The sequence below is a fragment of the Halomonas sp. M1 genome (genome assembly GCF_029581375.1).
Lineage (GTDB): Bacteria > Pseudomonadota > Gammaproteobacteria > Pseudomonadales > Halomonadaceae > Vreelandella.
Window position 1 is genome coordinate 1,264,244 of record NZ_CP121119.1, and the last position, 23,431, is coordinate 1,287,674.

General features: G+C 55.0%; 17 protein-coding genes. 7 read left to right on the top strand and 10 right to left on the bottom strand.

Going from position 1 to position 23,431, the window contains the following annotated elements; translation table 11 throughout:
- The first annotated feature begins 99 nt into the window (after window positions 1-99).
- The 4 genes from msrB (at window position 100) to htpX (ending at window position 3,846) form a co-directional block, all read left to right on the top strand.
- Window positions 100-498 carry a peptide-methionine (R)-S-oxide reductase MsrB gene (gene msrB / locus P8S54_RS05710; protein WP_281443596.1) on the top strand — a complete coding sequence of 133 codons (399 nt, stop codon included), beginning with the start codon at window positions 100-102 and terminating at the stop codon, window positions 496-498.
- A 95-nt stretch (window positions 499-593) separates the two neighbouring features.
- Window positions 594-1,547: a ribosome biogenesis GTPase YlqF gene (gene ylqF, locus P8S54_RS05715; RefSeq protein ID WP_281443597.1), complete on the top strand. Its 954-nt coding sequence runs from the start codon at window positions 594-596 to the stop codon at window positions 1,545-1,547.
- Between the two features lie 57 nt (window positions 1,548-1,604).
- Window positions 1,605-2,852 (top strand): pyridoxal phosphate-dependent aminotransferase, encoded by a 1,248-nt coding sequence (locus P8S54_RS05720; protein ID WP_009096982.1) that lies wholly within the window; start codon window positions 1,605-1,607, stop codon window positions 2,850-2,852.
- 88 nt (window positions 2,853-2,940) lie between these two features.
- Complete coding sequence (gene htpX / locus P8S54_RS05725; RefSeq protein WP_009096984.1) at window positions 2,941-3,846, top strand: protease HtpX; 906 nt, start codon at window positions 2,941-2,943, stop codon at window positions 3,844-3,846.
- A 113-nt stretch (window positions 3,847-3,959) separates the two neighbouring features.
- On the opposite strand, the gene pdxB is transcribed toward htpX, so the two are convergent.
- Window positions 3,960-5,105: a 4-phosphoerythronate dehydrogenase PdxB gene (pdxB, locus tag P8S54_RS05730; protein ID WP_281443598.1), complete on the bottom strand. Its 1,146-nt coding sequence runs from the start codon at window positions 5,103-5,105 to the stop codon at window positions 3,960-3,962.
- Between the two features lie 84 nt (window positions 5,106-5,189).
- On the opposite strand from pdxB, the gene P8S54_RS05735 reads away from it, so the two are divergent.
- The gene (locus P8S54_RS05735; RefSeq protein ID WP_009096987.1) at window positions 5,190-5,471 is read left to right on the top strand and encodes a hypothetical protein; all 282 of its coding nucleotides are present in this window, start codon (window positions 5,190-5,192) and stop codon (window positions 5,469-5,471) included.
- A gap of 83 nt (window positions 5,472-5,554) precedes the next feature.
- On the opposite strand, the gene P8S54_RS05740 is transcribed toward P8S54_RS05735, so the two are convergent.
- Together P8S54_RS05740 and rlmKL are read right to left on the bottom strand one after the other, a co-directional pair.
- Window positions 5,555-5,890 (bottom strand): glutaredoxin family protein, encoded by a 336-nt coding sequence (locus P8S54_RS05740; protein ID WP_281443599.1) that lies wholly within the window; start codon window positions 5,888-5,890, stop codon window positions 5,555-5,557.
- A 23-nt stretch (window positions 5,891-5,913) separates the two neighbouring features.
- The gene (gene rlmKL / locus P8S54_RS05745; protein ID WP_281443600.1) at window positions 5,914-8,127 is read right to left on the bottom strand and encodes a bifunctional 23S rRNA (guanine(2069)-N(7))-methyltransferase RlmK/23S rRNA (guanine(2445)-N(2))-methyltransferase RlmL; all 2,214 of its coding nucleotides are present in this window, start codon (window positions 8,125-8,127) and stop codon (window positions 5,914-5,916) included.
- Between the two features lie 402 nt (window positions 8,128-8,529).
- Here rlmKL and rmf point away from each other — a divergent pair, with 402 nt between their 5' ends.
- Entirely contained in the window at window positions 8,530-8,739 is a 210-nt protein-coding gene (rmf, locus tag P8S54_RS05750) for a ribosome modulation factor (RefSeq protein WP_009096993.1), read from the top strand.
- 100 nt (window positions 8,740-8,839) lie between these two features.
- Here rmf and P8S54_RS05755 read toward each other — a convergent pair whose 3' ends face one another.
- The 5 genes from P8S54_RS05755 to P8S54_RS05775 form a co-directional block, all read right to left on the bottom strand.
- Complete coding sequence (locus tag P8S54_RS05755) at window positions 8,840-9,856, bottom strand: quinone-dependent dihydroorotate dehydrogenase (protein ID WP_281443601.1); 1,017 nt, start codon at window positions 9,854-9,856, stop codon at window positions 8,840-8,842.
- A 153-nt stretch (window positions 9,857-10,009) separates the two neighbouring features.
- Window positions 10,010-14,833 (bottom strand): NAD-glutamate dehydrogenase, encoded by a 4,824-nt coding sequence (locus P8S54_RS05760; RefSeq protein ID WP_281443602.1) that lies wholly within the window; start codon window positions 14,831-14,833, stop codon window positions 10,010-10,012.
- Between the two features lie 174 nt (window positions 14,834-15,007).
- Window positions 15,008-16,120, bottom strand: a complete 1,113-nt coding sequence (trmA, locus tag P8S54_RS05765; protein ID WP_281443603.1) for a tRNA (uridine(54)-C5)-methyltransferase TrmA — start codon at window positions 16,118-16,120, stop codon at window positions 15,008-15,010.
- Between the two features lie 60 nt (window positions 16,121-16,180).
- Window positions 16,181-16,984: a glutamate racemase gene (murI, locus tag P8S54_RS05770; RefSeq protein ID WP_281443604.1), complete on the bottom strand. Its 804-nt coding sequence runs from the start codon at window positions 16,982-16,984 to the stop codon at window positions 16,181-16,183.
- Window positions 16,985-17,100: 116 nt separating this feature from the next.
- Window positions 17,101-17,646 (bottom strand): hemerythrin domain-containing protein, encoded by a 546-nt coding sequence (locus tag P8S54_RS05775; RefSeq protein ID WP_281443605.1) that lies wholly within the window; start codon window positions 17,644-17,646, stop codon window positions 17,101-17,103.
- 308 nt (window positions 17,647-17,954) lie between these two features.
- Between P8S54_RS05775 and P8S54_RS05780 the strand changes: the two genes are divergently transcribed.
- A complete protein-coding gene (locus P8S54_RS05780; RefSeq protein WP_281443606.1) occupies window positions 17,955-19,289 on the top strand; it encodes a replication-associated recombination protein A in 1,335 nt (444 codons plus the stop codon).
- Window positions 19,290-19,330: 41 nt separating this feature from the next.
- Here P8S54_RS05780 and lolA read toward each other — a convergent pair whose 3' ends face one another.
- Window positions 19,331-19,984, bottom strand: coding sequence for an outer membrane lipoprotein chaperone LolA (gene lolA / locus P8S54_RS05785; RefSeq protein WP_281443607.1), 654 nt, complete (start codon window positions 19,982-19,984; stop codon window positions 19,331-19,333).
- 175 nt (window positions 19,985-20,159) lie between these two features.
- On the bottom strand, window positions 20,160-23,420 hold the full coding sequence (locus P8S54_RS05790) for a DNA translocase FtsK (RefSeq protein ID WP_281443608.1): 3,261 nt from the start codon (window positions 23,418-23,420) through the stop codon (window positions 20,160-20,162).
- Between the last annotated feature and the right edge of the window lie 11 nt (window positions 23,421-23,431).

The following is a 23,431-nucleotide window of genomic DNA, read 5'->3' on the forward strand; positions in this document are numbered from 1 at the left end:
TGAACCTAGGCAGGTTATCTACTGTCACTCTGGTAGGTGATACGCTAGCCTGCTTATCAAGCCTCTGATTAACGGTAACCAGAGGGAGAGGAGATCCCCATGGCGAAAATAGAAAAATCCATTGACGAGTGGCGCAAACAGCTCACCCCCGAGCAGTATCGGGTAGCGCGAGAAAAGGGAACCGAGCGGCCATTCACCGGCGACTATCAGGTCAGCGATGCCCAAGGCATCTACCATTGCGTGTGCTGCCATGCGCCGCTGTTTGAAAATGAACACAAGTTTGATGCGGGCTGCGGCTGGCCCAGCTTTGACAGGCCGCTTGGCAAACGATGCGTGGAAGAGCATACAGACACCAGCCACGGGATGCAGCGTACCGAGGTGGTTTGCTCCCACTGCGATGCCCATCTTGGCCACGTATTCCCCGACGGCCCCCCAGAGACGACTGGACTGCGTTACTGCATCAACTCTGTTTCGCTAGAGTTTCACCCCGACGAATAGCAAAAACCGTTATCAATCCCAGCAAGGCGGGCACCATCTGTTAGAATGGTCGCCCGCTTTTTTGTGCTTGTATTTTGTGCTTGTAGGAGAGACTCATGCTCGGCTGGTTCCCCGGACATATGAACAAGGCCCGCCGCCAGATCAAGGATGCGCTGCCAGAAATTGATGTTGTAATTGAAGTGCTTGATGCGCGCCTGCCCTACTCCAGCGCTAACCCGATGCTGGCCGAGCTGACTCGCCACAAACCGGTGCTCAAAATTCTCTCCCGGGCCGACCTTGCCGACCCCGAGCGTACCGCCGAGTGGGTGGCTTTTTTTGATGCCCAAGAGGATACCCGCGCACTGGCGATCACCACCACCAATACCCGGGAACTCAAGAAGATACCCACGCTTTGCCATGAGCTGGCAGGCGCCGTGCGCGCTGACCGCGATGTACGCGTAATGGTGATGGGCATTCCCAATGTAGGAAAGTCCACCCTGATTAACGGTTTAGCAGGGCGAAAAATCGCCAAAACCGGCAACGAACCCGCGGTCACTAAGCGTCAGCAGAAAGTTCGCATCGACGGGCGCGTGGCGCTGATCGACACGCCAGGAGTGCTCTGGCCGAAAATTGAAGACCAGGCCAGCGCCTATCGCTTAGCCGCCAGCGGGGCTATTCGCGATACAGCCATTGAATACACCGATGTGGCGATTGTGACCAGCGCCGAGCTTGCCAAACGGTACCCGCAAGAGCTAACCGCCCGCTACAAGCTAAAAGCACTGCCCACCTACGAAGCACCGGTTGCTTTCGAGGTTGATGCCGACGGCCCCAAAAAACCCGATTTTCTAGCCATTGCCGGTTTCGACGGCCACGCCATATTGAAAGAAATCGCCGGAAAACGCGGCGGCCTACGCGCAGGCGGCACGGTAGACCTGCACCGCGGTGCCGAAGTGCTGCTGCACGAACTGCGCGATGGCAAGCTCGGCCGGGTTACCTTGGAAACCCCCAGTGATATTCCACCGCCACCGCTACAAAACGACGAAGACAGCCCGCTACCATCCGACGCATAATGGGCGAATAATCAGTTACTTCTAACGGCCACTGGACACTTTTGGATAACGCACCCCATGGACACCCCGCAGCCTACAGAATTACAGCCGCTGAAAAAGTCACACAAACTGCACAAGGTTTGCTATGACATTCGCGGCCCCGTGCTCGACCACGCCAAGCGCCTGGAAGAAGAGGGCCAGCGAATTTTAAAGCTCAACATTGGCAACCCGGCCCCCTTTGGCTTTGAAGCGCCGGAAGAAATTCTGCAGGACGTGATGCGCAACCTGCCCACTGCCCAGGGTTACTGTGACTCAAAAGGCCTCTACTCCGCGCGCAAGGCGATTATGCAGGAGTGCCAGCGCAAGCAGATTCCAGGAGTTGGCATTGAAGACATCTATATCGGCAACGGCGTTTCCGAGCTGATTGTGATGGCGATGCAAGCGCTCTTAAATGACGGCGACGAAGTGCTGATTCCCGCCCCCGACTACCCACTCTGGACGGCCGCTGCCCACTTATCCGGCGGCCATGGTGTTCACTACCTGTGTGATGAGCAGGCTGATTGGGCGCCAGACATAGCCGATATACGTGCCAAAGTAACCAGTCGCACCCGGGCCATTGTAATTATTAACCCCAACAATCCCACCGGGGCGGTCTATCCGCCCGAGGTAGTTCGGGAAGTCCTGGCTATCGCCCAAGAGCACAATCTTGTGGTGTTTTCTGATGAGATCTACGACAAAATTCTGTATGACGGTGTAGAGCATACCTCTACCGGCGCCTTAGCCGATGACGACCAGCTTGTGATTACCATGAATGGCTTGTCCAAAAGCTACCGCTGTGCTGGTTTCCGATCAGGCTGGATGACGATCTCCGGCACGCTTGCCAAACAGCGCGCCCAGGACTTCATCCAGGGGCTAACCATGCTCGCCTCTATGCGCCTGTGCGCTAACGTGCCGGCCCAGCACGCCATTCAAACGGCACTGGGGGGTTACCAGTCGATTAACGATTTGATTCTACCCGGTGGCCGGCTGTTGGCGCAGCGGGATATCACCGTCGAAAAGCTCAACGCGATTCCGGGTGTCTCCTGCGTAACGCCCAAAGGGGCGCTTTACGCCTTTCCCCGCTTAGACCCGAAGGTCTTTAAGATCAAAGATGACCAGCAGCTGGTGTTAGATCTGCTGCTGCAGGAAAAAATCCTGCTGGTACAAGGCACCGCCTTCAATTGGCCAGAGCCCGATCACGTGCGCATTGTAACGCTGCCTTGGGCCGACCAGCTTGGCGATGCCCTCGACCGCTTTGCTAATTTCTTGTCTCGTTACCGTCAATAAATTCACGGGCTTGAAACTGGTGCCTGCTGCACGTATCTAAGCAACTATCCTACAACCGCTTTTAAATCCTTTAGGGAGAACCTTAACGATGATGCGAATTCTGCTTTTTCTGGCCACCAACTTAGCGGTCGTGCTGGTGGCCAGCTTTACGCTGCGACTCTTTGGCGTAGAAGGCTACCTGCGCAGCCAAGGCATCAACTTCACAAGCCTGCTACTGTTCTGCTTTATTTTCGGTATGGTCGGCTCGATGATCTCGTTGTTCATTTCCAAATGGATGGCAAAGCGCAGCACCGGTACGATCATTATCGAAGCACCCTCGAACGCCACCGAACAGTGGTTAGTAGATACCGTGGCCGAGCTCTCCCGGGAAGCAGGCATTAAAACCCCAGAAGTGGGTATTTTCCCGGCCCAGCAATCCAATGCGTTTGCCACTGGCTGGAACAAAGATGATGCCCTAGTTGCCGTTTCTGCTGGGCTATTGAACCGTATGCGCCCGGAAGAGGTACGCGCGGTACTGGCCCACGAAATTGGCCACGTGGCGAACGGCGACATGGTTACCTTGGCGCTTATTCAAGGCGTGGTGAACACCTTTGTGATGTTCTTTGCCCGTGTGGTGGCGCATTTAGTCGACAACTTCCTGAAAAGCCGCAGCGGTGGCGAGGGGGGGTTAGGCTTTATGGGCTACTTTGCCGTGGTTATTGTCGCAGAGATTGTCTTTGGGATTGTTGCCTCGGCAATCGTTGCTTGGTTCTCGCGCTACCGGGAGTACCGTGCCGATGAGGCCGGGGCACGCTTAGCAGGCACCGGCGCTATGGTGAATGCTTTGGCTCGCTTGAAAGCCGAAACGGAGCTACCTGATCAAATGCCGGATACCATGCGGGCCATGGCAATTACCAAAGGCCAGACCCGCTCACTGGTGGAGCGCCTGTTTGCTAGCCACCCACCGCTGGATGACCGTATCCGTGCGCTAAAAGAAGCCGCCTACCGTCAGTAACCGCCTTCATTTAGCCAAAGAACGTAAGGCCCGCAGATGCGGGCCTTACTGTTTTGGGTGCTCATGGTTTTTGATATACCCAGTTTTAACCACAAAGCTTTCTAAACCAAATATTAAGCACACTGCACCTGAAAGCCCGCCGCGCTTAACGGCGTTTGCAAAGACACAGCATCGCCTTTTAAAACGACCGTTAACGTGTTGAATTCCCGTCGCAGCGGGTAATTAGCACGGCAGTCATCAAAGCCTTTTTGAATCCCCTGCTCAAGCACCTTGCGCTGTAGCGCGTCATGGTCACGGCGTACATCGTACACGGCATGCACACAGAGCCGTAACGCCTCTTCCACGGGAAGTGCATGCTGCAGCGTTAGCCCGGCAAGGGCCGGCGGCGTGCAAAGTTCACTAAAGGGCATTGGGTTCGACTGCACTAAGTGGTCGGCCAGCGCCTGTTGAATCATCCAGGTGCCGCGCAGCTTGCCATCCAGGCTGTGCCCCGCAATATGTGGCGTAGCCAGCGCTACTAAGTCACGTAGTCCAGCGTCTATCTGCGGCTCGTTTTCCCATACATCCAAAATAGCCGTGATATCGCCTTTACCTGCTAAACGGCTGCGCAGCGCCAAGCCATCAATACAGTCACCCCGCCCGGCATTTAATAGCACCGTGCCAGGCGCCAGCTCGTTAATCCGCTGAGCATCGAACAGTTGATAGGTGGCGTGGGGGCCTTCTTTCACCAGCGGTGTATGTAAACAGAGCACATCGCAGCGCTCAATCAGCATATCCAGCGCGACGAAGCCGCCCTCCCCCTCCTGCTCGGCTTTTGGGGGATCACACACCAGCACCTCAATGCCTAGCGCCTGTAAGCGGCGCTGTAAGCGGCTACCCACGTTGCCCGCACCCACAATGCCTACTGTGCGCCTTAGCAGCGACCAACCTTCACGCTCACTCACCGTGAGCAAGCTGCTGAGCACATAGTCCACCACGGCCTCAGCATTACAACCAGGGGCGCTGGCAAAGCCAATCCCGCGCTCTGCCAAGTAGGTAAGATCAATATGATCGGTGCCGATGGTGCAGGTGCCTACAAAGCGCACCTGACTTTGCGCCAGTAGCGCTTGGTTAACCTGGGTGATGGAGCGCACAACCAGGGCGTCAGCACCTGTCACATCGGCGGCGCGTATCTCACGCCCCGGCACGCGGTTAAGCGTTCCAAAGGCGCCAAAACAGGTGTCGGCAGCGGGGATATTAGCGTCGATGACAAGTTTCATAGGCGTTTGGGTATCCGGGCTTTACAATACGCCCGCAACGGCTTGATAAGCAGCCGTGTTTGCGGGGCATTTAAGGAGAGTGTTGTGATCGTACGCTGGGAAACCGACCATGACTATGTGTTAGTGCATATTCACCAGGATATGTTTGGCGACTGGATTTTTAGCCGCGCCTGGGGGCAAATTGGCACTCAGTTTGGCGGGCTAAAGCACCAGTTGGCAGATACGCTGGAGCAAGCACACATGTGGCTTGAAGATGAGACCACCATCCAGACATCGCGGGGTTTCCGTAAAGTGCTGGAGGCAGCCGATCATACACCTGAAGGGCAGGAAGCGATGCGCCAGCTATCGCTACTCGACGCGCTGTAGCCACTCCCTCCCCCTTTTACAACTACGTAATTTAAGTAAGATCTATGTGATTTAAGCAAAACCTATGCCATTTAGGCAAAATATCAGCCCAAAAAACGCCGCCCGTCTCGCTGATGAGCCCCTACGGGCGGGGCTTTTTCGGGCGGTGAGGTGATCGCGTTGAGCGCCACCTCATCCAGCCAGCCGCGCGCCTGTAGCCAAGCACTTAGCCGCTCCAAATCGAAGCCTCGATCTAGCTCAACCCCCTCACCATCCACTAAGACCGGAATACGCACCCCATAGCGTTCAACGAGGGCATCGTTATCGCTAATCTCAATACGGTGCAGCGCTACTTCTTGGTTAGCCAGCGTGGTGACTAGCGCCTCAAGCTGGGCGCATAAATGGCAGCCCAGGGTAGTGTAAATTGATAGCTGAATCATTACCTACGCTCTTCTCCTGATGACTATTTGTGGCGTAACAAGAATACATGGTGCAGGTTGGTGCGCCGCTGGAAATCCGGGTCGAAGGTGCGCGAGGTGATCTCCTCCACCACGTACTGCTCGCTAAGCGCCTCGTCTAATTTGAAACGCCGCTGATTGTTTGAGAACACCAGCGTGCCACCTGGAGCAAGGCGCGCCATGGCGAGTTCAACTAACCGCGAGTGGTCACGCTGCACGTCTAAGGTGTCGCGCATCTTCTTAGAGTTTGAAAACGTGGGCGGATCCATAAAGATCAGATCAAACTCGGCGTTGGCAGTTTCTAACCAGCGGAAACAGTCATCCCGCACGACCCGGTGCAGCCTGGGGTCCAGCTTATTCAACGCAAAGTTATCCCGCGCCCACTCAAGGTAGGTATTGGACATATCCACGCTGACACTGTCGCTTGCGCCACCCAAGGCAGCCTGTACCGTTGCGGTGGCGGTATAGCAGAACAGGTTTAAAAAGCGTTTGCCGCTGGCCATATCACTGAGCATGCGACGTACCGGACGGTGATCCAAAAACAGGCCGGTATCCAAGTAGTCACGCAGGTTCACCCATAGCCGTGCCGCCCCCTCCTGAACTTCAAAACGCTCACCGCTAGCAGAGCGCTTCTGGTACTGAGCGCTGCCTGCCTGCTTCTCACGGCGTTTGATATACACCTTGCTGGCGTCAACACCCAGCGCATCTGGCAACACTTCCAGCGCATCAAATAGGCGCTTTTGAGCCTGGGCTGGGTTAATGGAGCTAGGCGCCGCATACTCCTGCACATGCACGCGATCGCCATATCGGTCGATCGCCAAAGCGTATTCCGGCATGTCTGCATCGTAGATGCGGTAGCAGGTTTCACCACTCTGTTTTAACCATTTTTTCAGACGTTTTTGGTTTTTCGCCAACCGGTTGGCAAACATCTGGGCATTTTCAGACACCGATGGTGTTGCACTAGCGTCCGACGGCTGGCTAGTGTCACCATTTTGCGGGACTTTCTCAGAGGGTGCATCCTCTCCCCCTGCATGGCTACCAATCGCCATCAGCAGCAGTTTGGCATCCAAGGCGCCATTCTTCAGCGCGTACTGCTTATGAGCGCGTAGACCCAACCGATGGCCTAAATCCGGGTTGCCGGTAAACAGCGCCAGCGTCCAGCCAGGAAACAGTGCTTTAGCTTTTTCACCCAGCTGGGCGTATAGGCGAACCAGTTCTGGTAGCTCGCCCAGGCGCTCGCCATAGGGCGGATTAGTGATTAACAACCCCTGTTCGGCGGTAAGCGTCTCTGGCCTTGTTAACTGGCTAAGGCTTTGTCCATGTAGGGTAATAAGCGCCGGAATGCCTGCACGCATGGCGTTAGCCTTCGCAGCCGTTAATGCCGCCGGGCTTTGGTCAAAGCCAATCAGCGCTGTTTTACAGCGTTTACGGCCGATAGACGCACGGGCTTCAGCTTCACGCTTAAGCTCCCGCCACAACGCCTCGTCGTGGCCTGCCCAGCCGTGAAAACCAAAGCGTTCCCGATTGACATTGGGCGCCTGGTCGGCAGCCATCATTGCCGCTTCAATTAATAGCGTACCGGCCCCGCATAGCGGGTCTAACAGCGGTTCACCGGCTTTGGCACGCTCAGGCCAGCCTGCACGAACCAACAGGGCTGCAGCTAAATTCTCTTTTAGTGGCGCATGCCCGACATCGCGGCGGTAGCCACGGCGGTGAAGGCTTTCACCAGAAAGGTCAATTCCCAGCGTTAGGTTTGCCCGGTGCAAGTGCGTATAAATGCGTAGATCAGGCGTCTTGGTGTCGATGCTAGGCCGCTCTTGGCCCGCTAACTGAAGAGAATCGACAATGCCATCTTTTACAGTTTGGGCTCCGAAGCGCGTATGGCGAATATGATCGCTGCGGCCATGGAAATCTACCGCGAGGGTTTTGCCTGGGAGTAAGTGCTGTGTCCAGGCAATTCGGGTCGATGCGTCATGTACTTGCTCAGCAGTTTCTATCATCGACTCCCGGGCCAACAGCAAAATAACGCGGTTCGCCAGACGTGACCACAGGCATACGCGGTAAGCCGTTTCTTGGCTGGCCGAGAAATAAACCCCTGCTACGGTAGTTTTACCCGGCACGGCGCCTAAAGCCGTTAATTCATCTGCAAGCAGGCCTTCAATGCCTTTAGGGCACGTCGCCAGGAGGTTTTGGGGGGCAGTTTGGTTCAGCTCGGTCATGGTGTTCGCCGCGCGTAACCGCGCGATATTCCTATATATGGCAAATGTGTTTACGTCTTATGACAATTTCATAGTCGACAAGTGACCCCATGATGGTCTAACAATAGGAGTGTAGCTACTGAAAAAAACGCATGCGTTGTTGGTCATAGTCGTTAATGGGTTCATCCACTTTATGTGAATGCGTTAATGATGTATGGCTTGTCGAGAGTACCGCTTGGCCCGTTCAGCACGTGAGTGCTAGGCATTAGCGCTTGTGCGGTACCTCGCTGTTGAGGTCAGCTCTCGGAACAGACGCTGATGCGATAAAGGTGACACATTGCTTGTTAGCAACTTTGTGAACCTACGCAACACAGCATCAGGCTCTGTTTCTTATCAAAGGCTTTCATGAAACGAGGTTAGCCAATGAAACGACAAAAACGTGATCGCTTCCAACGGGCTTATGTTCACGGATATAAAGCGGGTATTACGGGTCGCTCCCGTGATGATTGCCCCAGCCAAGATGTTAATTTACGCGAATACTGGATGAGCGGCTGGCGTGAAGGGCGCGGCGACCAGTGGGACGGTATGACTGGCGTTTCCGGCATCCATAAAAACCCCCTAGTCATGTCCTAGTTTTCACTTTTTACAAGTTACGTTAGGTATAAGTAGCCCGCGAGCACGCGGGCTTTTTAATGAGTTCTTATCTCGCCCCCATTTTCCCCTACTGACGTCTTTACCGCCCTTTCTTCAGCGCCTCGGCACACTGTTTCACAAGCCCTGGCCCCTGATAAATCAAGCCTGAGTAGAGCTGTACTAAATCAGCGCCTGCGGCAATTTTAGCGTTGGCTGCGTCGCCGCTGTCGATTCCCCCCACGCCAATAATGGGTAGCGTAGGAAGCTGTGCTCGCAGCAGGCGAATAACGGTGTTAGAGGCTTCAAAAACCGGCTTACCGGATAACCCTCCCGCCTCGTTTGCCTGTGAATCACTTTTCACCGCATCCCGGGAAACCGTGGTGTTAGTGGCAATGACACCATCTAACGCGTTACCCGCAATACTGCCTGCTACCAGCGCGACTTCCTCTTCACTCATATCCGGGGCAATTTTTACCAACAGCGGCACCCTGCGGCCTGTCTCGACATCCAGCGCATAGCTGCGGGCGCGGATAGGCCCAAGCAGCGCGTCTAGCTGCTCACCAAACTGCAGGGTGCGTAAGCCTGGGGTGTTGGGCGATGAGATATTCACCGCGATGTAATCAGCCACACCGTGGACGGCCTCTAGACAGAGCAAATAGTCATCTAGGGCATGCTCGACCGAGGTAGTAAGGTTTTTACCGATATTGATGCCCACAATGCCACCGTAATGGCGCTGCTTTACTTGCTGCACCAGGTGTTCAACCCCTTTGTTATTAAAACCAAAGCGGTTGATGATGGCCTCATGACCCGCCAAGCGAAACAAGCGCGGTTTTGGGTTGCCTGGCTGCGCTTTGGGCGTCACAGTTCCCACTTCCACAAAGCCAAAGCCCAGCGCGCCTAATGCATCCAGGTGGTCAGCATTTTTGTCTAACCCGGCGGCAAGGCCTACTCGGTTGCTAAAACGCAGCCCCATCAGTTCAACAGGGTCGCTTACCGGCTCGCCGTAGACGCGCTTAACACTACCTACCCGATGCAGGGCATCTAACCCACGCAGCGCTATACCATGCGACGTTTCCGGGTCTAAGCGAAACAGCAGCGAACGGGCAATGTTATACATCAGCAAGGCTCTCCTGGGCGATGGGTAGGCAGCATAAGCGGGGCGGCCGCAGTATAACGCACATCAACAGCAGTTCGCAGGGTAAGCAGCCCACAAAAAAGCCGTGCCCTGGCGAACCAGGGCACGGCTTATACTGACAGCTCGGCGTAAGATTTACGCTTCGCTATCGCTCTCTGCGAGATCCACCAGTTCACGAATAGCAACGGCAAATAGTGCAAAGCCACCTTCACTGCCGCCACGAACCTCATCAATCAAGCGGCACCAGCGACGATGCAGCTCAGCATGCTGCTCTAGCCATTGGGCGACACGCTCTTGGGTATCGCGACTGCCCGCCTCAAGTTTCAGCACGCTTGTGGTAAGCGCTAACTGCTGGCGGTCGATGTCGTCACGGAAGGACTCCCTTGCCTGCGCTTGCCAAGCATCGCGCACTTCTAGGTGAGTTACCTGCTGGATCATCCAGGGAAGTTCCAGGCGGCTGCCGATCTCGTAGAACACTTCGGCGACCCGCTGGGGCTTCTCATTGGTGACTCGTGCCGCTTGAATAATTCCCAGGCCAGCGTAGAGGCTTGGTGCAGCTGCTACCGTTGAGGCCAACGCTTCCGGCACGCCAGCTTCCTGCAGCTCATCACAGCGCTTGCGCCAAGCAGCCTGCTCTTCACCGCTTAGCAACTCGCCAATACCCTCTTGCAGCTGCGCCAAGCGCGGGCCAAAGAACTCGATGGCATCGTGGGTAGAAAGCCCCAGGTGGGTACGCAGGAACCAGCGAGTAGCACGACGGATCATGCGCATCAGTTCGAGCATCATCGAGTACTGCACACGACTCGGCACTTGGTTATCCAGCGCTTCAATCTGCGCCCACAGGGCAGGCAGATTAAATGCATCACGAGCAACGATGTAAGCGCGCGCGATATCAGCCCGCCCGGCTCCCGTGGAATCCATCAAACGGCGAACGAACACAATGCCCATGTGATCGACCAAATCGTTTGCCACCTGAGTAGCAACGATTTCACGCTTCAAGCGGTGCTCATACATCTCACCCTGATAGCGCTCGGTCAGCACGGCTGGGAACAGGCGCTCTAAGTGGCGATGAATATAGAGATCATCTGGTATATCTGAGTTGATCAAATCGCCTTTCAGAGTGCTCTTAGCATAGGAGATCAGCACAGCCAGCTCCGGCAAGCGCATACCCTGGTTGTTGCTGACACGCTCTTTCAGCACATCGTCAGCGGGCAAGAATTCAAGTTCACGGTCGATCTGCCCGGCAGACTCAAGCTCACTAATAAAGCGGCGGAAGGGCCCCATCCCATGCTGGGAAAGGATTTCCGAGAGGTCAAGCGCCTGGGTTTGGCGATAGTTATCCAAAATAACCAGGTCAGCAACCTCTTCTGTCATATCCGCCAGCAGCTGGTTGCGCTGCTTGTCGGTCATATCGCCACGCTTAACCACTTCATCAATCAATATCTTGATATTGACCTCGTGGTCGGAGCAGTTAACCCCACCCGCGTTATCAATAAAGTCGGTGTAAACCCGCACGCCGTTGGCGGCGGCTTCCATCCGCCCGCGCTGAGTAAAGCCGAGGTTACCGCCCTCACCTACCACGCGGCAGTGCAGCTCAGTGCCGTTAATGCGCAGTGCGTCGTTGGCTTTATCACCCACGTCAGCGTCGGTTTCATCGGAGCTTTTCACATAGGTCCCGATGCCGCCATTCCAAAGCAGGTCGATCTTGGCCTTCAACATGGCGCGAATCAGATCGTTGGGGGATAGGCGTGTTTCTTGAATGCCAAATACCTGCTGCATTTCAGGGCTGATGGCGACGGATTTAGCGCTACGGCTAAACACGCCGCCGCCTTTGGAAATCAACTCTACGCTGTAGTCTTCCCAACTGGAGCGGGGCAGGTTAAACAGGCGTGTACGTTCAGCAAAGGCGGCGTCTGCATCCGGATTAGGGTCGACAAAAATATGCAGGTGGTTAAACGCCCCCACCAACTGAATTTTATCCGACAGCAGCATACCGTTACCGAACACGTCACCGGCCATATCACCAATACCGACTACCGTGAACAGGTCTTGCTGGGTGTTGATGCCGAGGTTCTTGAAGTGGCGTTTAACAGACTCCCAGGCTCCACGGGCGGTAATCGCCATTTTCTTATGGTCATAGCCATTGGCGCCGCCAGAGGCAAACGCATCCCCCAGCCAGTGTCCATACTCAACCGAGATCTCGTTGGCGATGTCCGAGAAAGTCGCGGTGCCTTTATCAGCAGCAACGACTAGATAGGAGTCATCTTCATCGTGGCGCACTACGTTTTGTGGCGGCACTACCTCACCACCCACGAGGTTGTCGGTGACATCTAACAGCGCGCGGATAAAGATTTTGTAACAGGCGATACCTTCCTTTTGCTGCGTTTCACGGTCGGCATTTTCCGGCATGCGCTTGCACACAAAGCCGCCCTTTGCGCCTACCGGCACGATGACTGCATTTTTGACCTGCTGTGCTTTAACTAGGCCGAGCACCTCGGTACGGAAGTCTTCCAGACGGTCAGACCAGCGCAAGCCACCCCGCGCTACTTTGCCACCGCGCAGGTGTACGCCTTCTACTCTTGGCGAACAAACAAAAATTTCAAACGCCGGGCGGGGCTTGGGCATACCCGTGACTTTCGATGGTTCAAGCTTATAGGCGATATAGTCTTTAAAGCCGCCGTTATCAGCTTTCTGGTAGTAGTTGGTACGCAGCGTGGCTTGAATAAGCTCCATAAAACGGCGCAACAATTGATCATCGTTTAAGCTCGCCACGCCCTCCAGGTGCTCGTTTAAACGGGCCACACAGTCGTCGGTTGCACTCTGCTGATGCGCTGGGTCAAAGCGCAGCCGGAACAGCTCAACCAGCCCTTGGGTAATCGCCGGGTAATTCACCAGCGTTGCCGCGATGTAGTCTTGGGACATACCAAAGCGGATCTGCTTTAAGTAGCGGGCATAGCCGCGCAGCATGGCCACTTCGCGCCAATCTACCCCTGCCCCAATAATCAGCCGATTGAAGGCGTCATTGTCTGCTTCACCTGCCCAAATACGCTTAAACGCTTCGCTGAAGGTATCGCGCATTTCGCTTAAGTTCACACCTTCACGGCTGTGCTCAAGCTCAAAGTCATGGATCCAATAGCGCTGCTGAGGGGCGTTGATATCGTAGGGGCGCTCACCAATCACCCGCAGCCCTAAGTTCTCCATCATCGGCAAAACATCGGATAATGGTATCTGCGACTCACGGTGGTACAGCTTCAGGTTCATACCGCCCGCTTGCTCCTCAAGGGGGCGATAGAGCGACAGTGAAAGGTCTGCGCCACCATCTAAATCCAACAGATGCTGTACATCAAACACCGCCGTGCGGGCATTAAAATCTTCACGGTAGCTGGCCGAGAACGCCTCTTGGAACTGCTCAGTCAGTAGATTGGCACGCTCTTCGCCAAACCCTTCGATCATTGCGGCCTGCAGGTCATCGCGCCAGCTGCGCGCTAAGCGTGCCACTTTGCTTTCCAGACGCTTAAGGTCGTATTGGCTAGGCGTATCACCGTTAAAGCGCAAAATAAGCTGAATACGCGCCAACACTGACTCCGACAAATAGGTGTTGAAGTCGCCAAAGTGGGCATCTAGCTCGTCACACAGCATATTTTGAATACGCTGGCGCAGGTCAGTAGAGAACACATCCCGAGGTACAAAAACTAAGCAGGAGTAAAACTTACCGCTGACATCCGCGCGAATAAACAGACGTACCTGACGGCGCTCACGGATATTAAGAATACCTAGCGAAGTGCTGGCCAGCGATTCCGTACTAATCTGGAACAGGTCGTCACGGGGATACACTTCCAGCACTTGAAGCAGCTGTTTGCCGTTGTGTCCGTGCGGGTTGAAACCGGCAATATCCATAACGGCTTTCAACTTACGACGCAACAGCGGAATGTTGCGCGGAGATTCGTTGTACACCGTAGAAGTGAACAAGCCAAAGAAACGCCGTTCACCGATGACATTGCCATCATCGTCGTAGCGATCAACGGTGATGTAATCAGGATACGTGGGGCGGTGTACCCGAGAGTGGTGGGCACTTTTGGCAAACGACAGTAGCTGAGGCACCAGCACATAGTCGTTGTGCTCATCGATACCTTCTTCGGTACGAATACGCTCCCGATAGCGCGGCTGATCAAGGCGGAAAACACCTAGCACGCTATTGGGATCACGCTGTAACTCATTGCCTTCCAGTAAGTACTCGTCGTAACCCAGGAAGGTGAAGTTGTCCTTAAGCAGCCACTCTAAAAAAGCGATGGCTTCTTCGTGATCATCTGGGTCGATCTGTGGTGGGCAGTTTTTTTCAAGCTCTTGAATCGCAGTGGTTATCTGCCCGCACATTGCGTCAAAATCACCTACAGCGGTGCGCACATCCCGCAGTACGTCGCGCAATTTGCTTTCAATGTTAGCCAGTGCGTCAGGGTCGGTATGGCGATCCACCTCAATGACGATGAGCGATTCCCGCGCTTCCGGCGCATCTTCATCCCGTGGCGAGGCAAGCTCTTTTAGCTGATGCTGGCCATTGCGCGCAACAGCAAAGACGGCATTTTGAATAGCATGCACCGTTAGACCACGGCGGTTTAACTCAATACGCACTGAGTCGACTAAAAATGGCATATCTTCATGTAAAACAGCCACAAAAGTGTGGGTAGACTGCCAGCCATGCTCTTCGAAATCGGGGTTAAACACCCGTACTTTGGGGCTTAGGGGGTCGTGATTTTGCAGAAACTGCCAAATCGATAGCGTGGCGCCATAGAGATCGTCGAGCCGACGATCAACCAAGTCTTCAACGGGTACCGTGGCATAAAAGTGCCGAGCGAAGGCTTCAACATCTGCCGCGCGTGCAGGCTCCAATCGCGCTTTCAATCGCTCTTGTAGCTGCTTTAAAAGATCCTGCCGACTCTCTTCAATCGCAACGTAATGCATCCATCACCTCGACTGCCTGGGGCCACGACTATGGCCAAAAAACGAAGAACAATAGGCCTTTAGGCCACGCTGCTCACTAGCTTACGCTACCCATGGCCGCCACCCTAACCATCTGACAGGTTATTCATGGTGTATGCCGCTTGTGCATCATAAGCACTATTGACAATTTGACGATCACACTAATGTACGCCGCGTGAGCCATACCCCGCATTCACAATGATGGGTAAAGGGAAACTGATCAAAAAGCGCGAACCGTTCTATGCGGTGGGTCTTAGTCAGTATGGTTAAATTTTCAGCGAGCGTTGCCGGGTTGCATGAAATATAGACGATCTGTTCGTATTCGCTGATTTGCTGACAGCTCTGCTCGTCTAAGCCTGCCCGCGGTGGATCGACCAGCACCGTAGAAAAATCGTAGCTTTCCAGCCCCATCTCGGCCACCCGGCGGCCAGCTTTTTCGCCTTTCAGCGCTGAGGAAAACTCCTCTGCAGACATTCTGGCCACCTGGGCGTTGGTCACGCTATTCGCTTCCAGATTGACGTTGGCACTAGCCACCGAGGTGCGGGAAATTTCCGTCGCCAGCACGCGGCGAAAGTTATCCGCCAAAGCAATGGTAAAGTTGCCGTTGCCGCAGTAAAGCTCTACCAAGTCTTCGCTCTGACGGCCAGCGGTCACTTCACGCGCCCAGCTCAGCATGGTTTGGCAGATATGCGCGTTGGGCTGGGTAAAGCTGTTCTCTACTTGCTGGTAGTGCAGCGGACGGCCATCTACCGTTAAGCGCTCCCAAACGTGGTCCTGGGTGAGCACGATGCGCTGCTTGCGCGAGCGGCCAATAATCATAATGCCCAGCGCTTTTTCCAGCTCACGCGCCTCTGCTTCCCAAGCATCTTCCAGCGGGCGGTGGTAAATCAGCGTGACCAAGGCTTCCCCTGAAAGCGTGGTCAGAAATTCCACTTGAAACAGCCTGCGGCGTAGCTCATCGCTGGCTAGAAACGCCTCGCGCAAGCGTGGCATCAGCGCATTGATATGCTTACTGGCAACCGGAAACTGATCAAGGCGCACCACTTTTTTGTTCTTGGGGTTTTCTGGATCGACCTCGAACATGGCATAAAAAAGGTCATCCTCTTCATGCCAAATACGAAACTCGCAGCGTTGGCGGTAGTGGCTTGGCGGCGAGGGATATACTTCAAGCTCAGGGGGCGCAAAGTGGGCGAAGGTGCTCTCAATATAAGTGCGTTTTTCGGCTAGCTGCTCAGCGTAGCGTTCTGGATCGACAGTGGGGATCGCCAAGGTGGCTCCTCTTAAAGATGGGTAATCATTAACCGTTTGGGGAACTAAGAAGATGGGCTACTACACTGCCTCTGCGTCGGGCAGGGTTAAACGCTGCGGCGCTCGAAAACCATAGCGGGCGAACCCATCAATCAGTGCATCCGCTGGCGCAGTGGTAAAACAGCGGCCGTCAGCCGTGCTAAAGGCCAGCTGTTTGGCTATTTGACCAACTCGTCGAGCAATGGCATCGCCGGAATCAACCCACGCCAGTGGCGTTGGAGTGAGCGTTGCAAGCATAGGTTTTAGCAGCGGGAAGTGGGTGCAGCCAAGCACCACAGTATCTAGCGCGGGGGTCGACTGAGCGGCTTGCCATAGCGGCAGCAGCGCTTGATGAATACGGGTAGCGTTAAGCGGCGTGCCAGCTAACCACGCTTCCGCCTCCGTGACCAGTGCGTCTGCCGCTACTTTCGTCACCAGGCAGTCACTGGCAAAGCTTTCGATTAGCCTCTGCGTGTAAGGCCGATTAACCGTCGCGGTGGTAGCTAGCAGGCCAATATGGCGTGTCTTGCTTGCTAGCGCTGCCGGTTTAATGGCCGGCACCGTACCCACCACGGGAATCGTTAAGGTTTGACGAAGACCTTCCAGCGCCAGCGTACTGGCGGTATTGCAGGCAACCACTAACAGGCTGGCCTGACACGCCGCAACCGCCGCTTGGCAAACCGCTACAATGCGCTTAGCCAGCGTGTCATCGTCACGTAGCCCATAAGGCAACCAAGCATTATCACAGGCATAGCACATCGCCACCTTGGGGTAGTGCAAACGCAACGAGTTAGCGACGGAAAGACCACCTACACCTGAATCAAAAATCAGCACAGGGCCTACCATGTCAGCGTTCCCAACCTATCATACGCTCTTGCCACGCCAGCCCTCTCCAAGCCATTAATAAACAGCGGGGCGTAAGTTTAACACGCCCCGCTCTGCGCTGAAGAGTTCTTGGATTCCTAGAGCGATGGCACCTCAGCGCCACACAGCTCGGCATATAGCTCGGGATAAGCATGCTGAAGGCGCTCCAGCTCCTGCTCAGCCCCTTCTGGCAGGGCTTCGCGGAGTTCCTGCATATCTTCAGGGCTAAAGTGTTTGTCGATAAGCGGGAACAAGCCTTCGCGCTCGCGGCGCAAGTAAGCGCGATGCGCCTCCAGGTAGGCTTTTAGATCTTGTGCGAAACGATCCATCGGCAAAATATTATCCATTAAAATCATATCGATATCGTTGGATAGCCGTCGCAGACGCGGTTTAAGCTCACGATAGTCAGCCGCCATTTGCTCCATCAGCGGGAGATGTTCAGGCGCTTTGGCCTCTAGCCGCTCTACACATATCCGCTCTAGCGGGGTGGCAAAGCCGTCCATATAGGAAAGAATGTAGTCCACCACTTCGCGCATCAACTGAAAGTTAGGGCGCTCCCCCAACGCCAGAGTTTTCTGCTTAAGCTGAAGCACATGGAGCATACGTGCCATATTGGCATGATCTAGACGCAATTGGTTTAACATCGTGCCGTCTCCTCTATAAGTGTCATGCTTGCCGCCCCCAACAGGAGCCTGGCACGCGGTCATCAGCGGTATCTGCTGATTTTGACTGGTTTCAACTACACTAGCATTACTGTTTACCATGCGTTCCGCGCCGATTGCTAGACAGCCGCCGCGACTACCGCAGGTGCTTTTTCTTTAGCGTTGTTTAAAGCCTGTCCAGATAGGCTTTCTCGTCGGTTAAGCCAAAGGTAGTCTTACAGGTCGCTGTTTACCACAGACACTTGTTAATAGCGTGTTGTTCAACGTCTCGATTTACAACGGAAGTTTACATGGATCTTTTTGACCGCCAGCCTGCGTCGCCCGCCGAGGATGCACCGCTCGCTTACCGCATGCGGCCGCTGACGCTTGACGACTATGTTGGCCAGCAAGCACTGGTAGGGCCAGACAAACCACTGCGACGCATGGCGGAGTCTGGTGTGGTGCGCTCAATGATTTTATGGGGGCCGCCTGGAGTGGGTAAGACCACGCTTGCAGAACTTCTGGCGCGTGCCTCGAGTGCTCACTTGGAACACCTGAGCGCGGTGATGGCCGGAGTAAAAGAGATTCGCCTGGCGGTTGAGCGTGCCCAACAAAGTACCTCGCCGACACTGCTTTTTTTAGACGAGATTCACCGCTTAAACAAAAGCCAGCAGGATGCGCTTCTACCACACGTTGAGTCAGGCCTGCTGACCCTAATTGGCGCGACGACCGAAAATCCTTCCTTCGAAGTGAACTCAGCCCTGCTATCCCGTGCCCGGGTCTATGTCCTTAAACCCCTCAGTCAGGATGAGTTGATAACGGTTATGCGCCAGGCGCTAAGCGATCAGCAGCGGGGCTTGGGTAAACGCGCTATCGACATTGAGGAAGGCGTACTGGAAGCGCTTGCACACGCCAGCGCAGGTGATGCTCGCCGCGCACTAGGGCTGCTGGAAACCGCCTGCGACTTTATTGAACCGAGTAATGGCCGGGAAGTGCTTAATAAAGCAGTGCTGGCCGATGTGGTCGGCCATCAGTCAAGCGCCTTTGATAAGCAGGGTGATGCCTATTACGACTTGCTTTCGGCGATTCATAAATCCATCCGCTCATCGCGCCCGGATGCAGCCTTACTGTATATGGCGCGCTTTATACAAGGCGGTGGCGACCCGCTAGACATCGTGCGCCGCTTAACCGCCATTGCCTCTGAAGATGTAGGCAATGCAGACCCCCGCGCCTTACCCTTGGTAATTTCCGCCTGGGATGCGTATTTACGTTTAGGTGATTACGAAGGCCAGCGGGCCATTGCCCATGCGGCTATTCACTTAGCAGTAGCCCCCAAAAGCAACCGCATTGACCGCGCTTGGAAAGCGGCCAAACAGTTTGCCCAGCAGCAGCCACAGTTAGAAGTACCTAGCTATTTACGTAATGCGCCCACCAAACTCATGGAGCAGCTAGGGCACGGTGAAGGGTATCGCTACGCCCACAACGAACCTGACGGTTATCCAGCGGGCAGTGCCCATAGCTGCTGGCCCGACGCACTACCCACCGCCCGTTTTTACGAGCCCAGTACGCTAGGACAGGAAAAACGCTTTGGGGAGATAATGGCGTGGCGGGAGCAGCGTGACCAAGAAGCAGATCAGGCGCCCTAAGGCGCCTGATATGGTCGAAAACGTCGCTAAAACAGGGGGTCTTAGAACCCTTCGCGGATCACATCCGTGCCTTCTGGAATGTCAAAATCAAACAGGCTGCGGTCGATATTGCCATTACGAGTAATATTGCTGAACGTAATAGCGGTACGCTGGCCTGTGCTGTCCATCATCCACAGCTCGGTCAGCGTTTGATCATCAAACACCATGCTTAACTCTTCAAACAGCGTATCCGCAGAAGAGGGAATCAAAGTGAACACATCATCCCCGTTATCTTGCTCATAAAACACTTCGTAGCTGGCGGTCAAATCAGAAGCGCTACCCGACAGCAGAAGCGCAGGCGTATGAGACACTCGGTTATCCATTGCCTGCACGGTTACCTGCTCCAGGTCCGGGTCATACAGGTGAACATCGCTACCGTCTGATACCACAATTTGTGAATACGGCGCTTCCACTTCCCAACGCAGCATGCCGGGACGCGAGAGCCACATTTCACCACGTGCACTCTGCAAACGCTCGCCATCACCACCTAATATCTGCTGCTCAAACGTTGCGTGATAGCTCTCTAGCGGGTCGAGTCGTTCGGTCAAGCGCTCGGCTGCGTCATTTGCCCATAAAGCAGAGGATGCAAAGGTTAACCCCAGTGCACTGGCCGCCAAGACTAATGGTGAAGTGCGTCGTGTTTGAGTATCGCGCATTACTGTACTCCCTAGGCAATAATTGCCGAAAAGCGGTCGTGCTTAAGCCAGTTATTCTAACGAACGGCATTAAGACGTTCCATGTGGCTTCTATGACGCGAAAAGCGCCGTAGGGTTTCACCTACGGCGTGGCTTCCACGTTTGTTGCATGATTTATAACGCGTTTACTGCCGCTTTAATGACCAACAGGCGGTGGCGCTAGCACCTCGCGGGCACCATTGGTACCCATTGAAGACACAACCCCTGCGCCCTCCATGGCTTCCACTAACCGTGCTGCCCGGTTATAGCCGATTTTGAAACGGCGCTGCACCGCTGAGATCGATGCTTTGCGGGTCTGGGTAACGAACTGCACCGCCTCGTCATAAAGCGCATCCTGCTCAGCGTCATCGCCATCTACACCGTCGGCTTCTAAGCCGGTTAATGCATCTGCTGAAACGCCGCCGGAAAGAATTTCTTCAATGTACTCGGGCGAACCTCGGCGCTTCCAGTCATCTACCACACGGTGGACTTCATCATCATCTACAAAGGCACCGTGAATACGGTTAGGCGGACCAGAACCAGCAGGCAGATAAAGCATATCGCCGTGGCCTAGCAAGCTTTCCGCACCGCCTTGATCCAGAATAGTGCGTGAATCAATCCTCGATGAGACCTGAAACGCCATCCGCGACGGAATATTGGCCTTGATCAAGCCCGTGACCACATCAACAGAGGGCCGCTGGGTAGCCAGAATGAGATGGATACCCGCTGCACGCGCTTTTTGTGCCAAACGCGCGATTAACTCTTCGACCTTTTTGCCCACGATCATAAACATATCGGCAAATTCGTCGATTACCACCACAATGTAGGGCAGCTTTTCGAGTACGGGTGGTGTTTGGTGCATTTCCCAGGGTTGCGGCTCCCACAGCGGGTCAGCCACTTGGGCACCTGCACGCCCTGCCTCATCCAAACGGCCATTAAATCCGGCGATATTGCGCACGCCCATGGCAGCCATTAGCTTATAGCGGCGCTCCATTTCCGCCACACACCAGCGCAGGCTATTGGCAGCCTCTTTCATGTCGGTAACCACAGGCGCCAGCAAATGGGGGATGCCATCGTACACCGATAGCTCCAGCATTTTCGGGTCGACCATAATCAGCTTAAGCTCGTCGGGCGTGGCTTTGAGCAGCATCGAAATCAGCATGGCGTTGACGCCTACTGACTTACCGGAACCCGTGGTACCTGCCACCAGCAAGTGAGGCATTTTTCCCAGGTTAGCCACCACCGGGCCGCCGCCAATATCTTGGCCTAACGCCATGGTAAGCGGCGAGGTTTCCTGCTGGTAACGATCAGAGTCGATCACCTCACGCAAACGGATCATCGCCCGATGGGGGTTGGGAATCTCAATACCTACCGTTGGTCGCCCTGGGATCACTTCTACAACGCGAACGCTCTTAACCATCAACGAGCGCGCCAGGTCTTTAGCAAGGTTGCTGATTTTAGAAACCTTCACTCCCGCGGCGGGTTTAATCTCAAAGCGGGTAATTACCGGCCCAGGCCACGTATCGACAACTTCCGCTTTAACCCCGTACTCGCGTAGCCGCACTTCCAGCAGTTCTGCCATATCCGACAGTTGCTCATCGGTATAATTGGGCTGATGCGGCTCCGGTGGCGTTAACAGCTGCAGGCTAGGGACATCCCCTTCTGGCTCGTCCAGGGTTTCAAATGCCGGGCGTTGGCTCTGCAGGTGCTCAACAGTCCATAGCGTGGGGCCGTTATCAGCCTCCTCCTCGGCTGGCTCGGAAAAAGTTGGCTCGTGACGCGCGGACGCCACCGCCGGTGCGGATGGAGCGACGACTTCGTCTTCATCCCACACTGGCTCAGGCACAACTTCCGGCACACGCTCGCGACGGGGTTCCGCTGCGATAGGCATCACTGGATCAGTCGTATCAGCTGGGGGGCGTGGCGATACCGCAGGCAAAGGGGCCAGCGGCTCAGGCTCAGGGACAGGCTCTGGTTTGGGCTTTGGTTCAGATACAAAATTTTGTTCTGTTTCTGTTTCTGGCTCTGATTTTGGTTTTGGTTCTGGTTCTGGCTCTTTAGCAGACAGCGGCACACGCGGCTCAGTGGGCTCATCAGGCGTGTTAGTACGCATCGCAAAAGCGTCTGCCCGCGGCAGCTCATTAGGCGTTGGCTCAGGCGCTTTTGCAGGCTCAGTGGCAGCAGGCTCAACAGCAGTAGACTCAGAAAGCGCTGGCTCAACCGGCACTTCTGTCGGCTCTACCTTAGCGGCGGGCCACTCTTTAGGCGCCGCAGCCGCCTCCCACGGAATGGATGTATCCATCGTGGCTGAGGGCGCTTCATCAGCGCTTGCAAACGCTGCGGAAAAACTGGGTTCGCGCCGCTCACGGCCGCGAACACGCGTAGGTTCAGACTCATCACTACCAGCTTCTGAGCTAAAGGCTACCGTGCTACCCCATTCTGCTTGCTTGTGAGTTTTCTCAACGCTCTCCTCATCCTCTTTTTCAAAAACGTATTCAGTCTCCTTTTCGATATCCTTTTTGGCGCTGCTTGGGGTCTCCACATGGTGCTCTTGGGCAAACAGCTTAGGCTCCATGACACTCGATTTAGGCGTATCAGCAGCAACTGAGCTAGAACCAGCAGCTCTTGGCTCACCTACCCGAGAGCGTTCTTTAACCTTTTGCGAGGCTGCTTTGGCCGCTGCACGGACAGCAGCCCGCTCGGCCCGCTTCTCTTGCCCTTTCGCACGCCGCGCGCTGAACCAGCCGCCTAACTTACATAGCCGACGTCCCACCTCATCGGCGACTTGCAACCACGACATGCCGCTAAATAACGGAAAGCCGATTAAAATAAGCGCGGCCGCTATTAGTCCTACCCCACCGCTGCCCACCAACGGTTTTAGCGTGCCGACTAAGCCCTCGCCTAATATGCCGCCAGAGGCATAGGGCAAAATACTGTTGGGGTGATAAAAATGCAGCGCGCCCAGCATTGTGGTGCCAAACATCAGTAGCAATAAGCCACCGGCATGGACTGCAATAGCAACAGGGTCTACTTCAAAACGTACTTGGCGGGAGCGCATGAGCCACCATGCGGCGTAGCCCAACATCCCCGGCCACCATAGTGCACTGGCCCCCAACAATGAGTAGAGAACATCGGCAAGCCACGCACCCACAGGGCCCATCCAGTTACGCACATCGGTTTCCGGCCCTTGATACGACCAGCCAGGGTCTGCGGGGTGGTAACTAAACAGTGCTAATAATAGGAACACACATAGCGCAAGCAACACCACGACAACGCCTTCGCGTACCGAGCCCTGCAAACGCAAACCAAACCGGCGGGCTTTATCCTTTGCAGCTTTCACCCTGGCCGAAGAACTTGATGATGATGGTTGACGCGAATTTCGCTGCGTTCGCTTGTCTACCGCCTTATTTACTTTCAAGCGACTCTCCC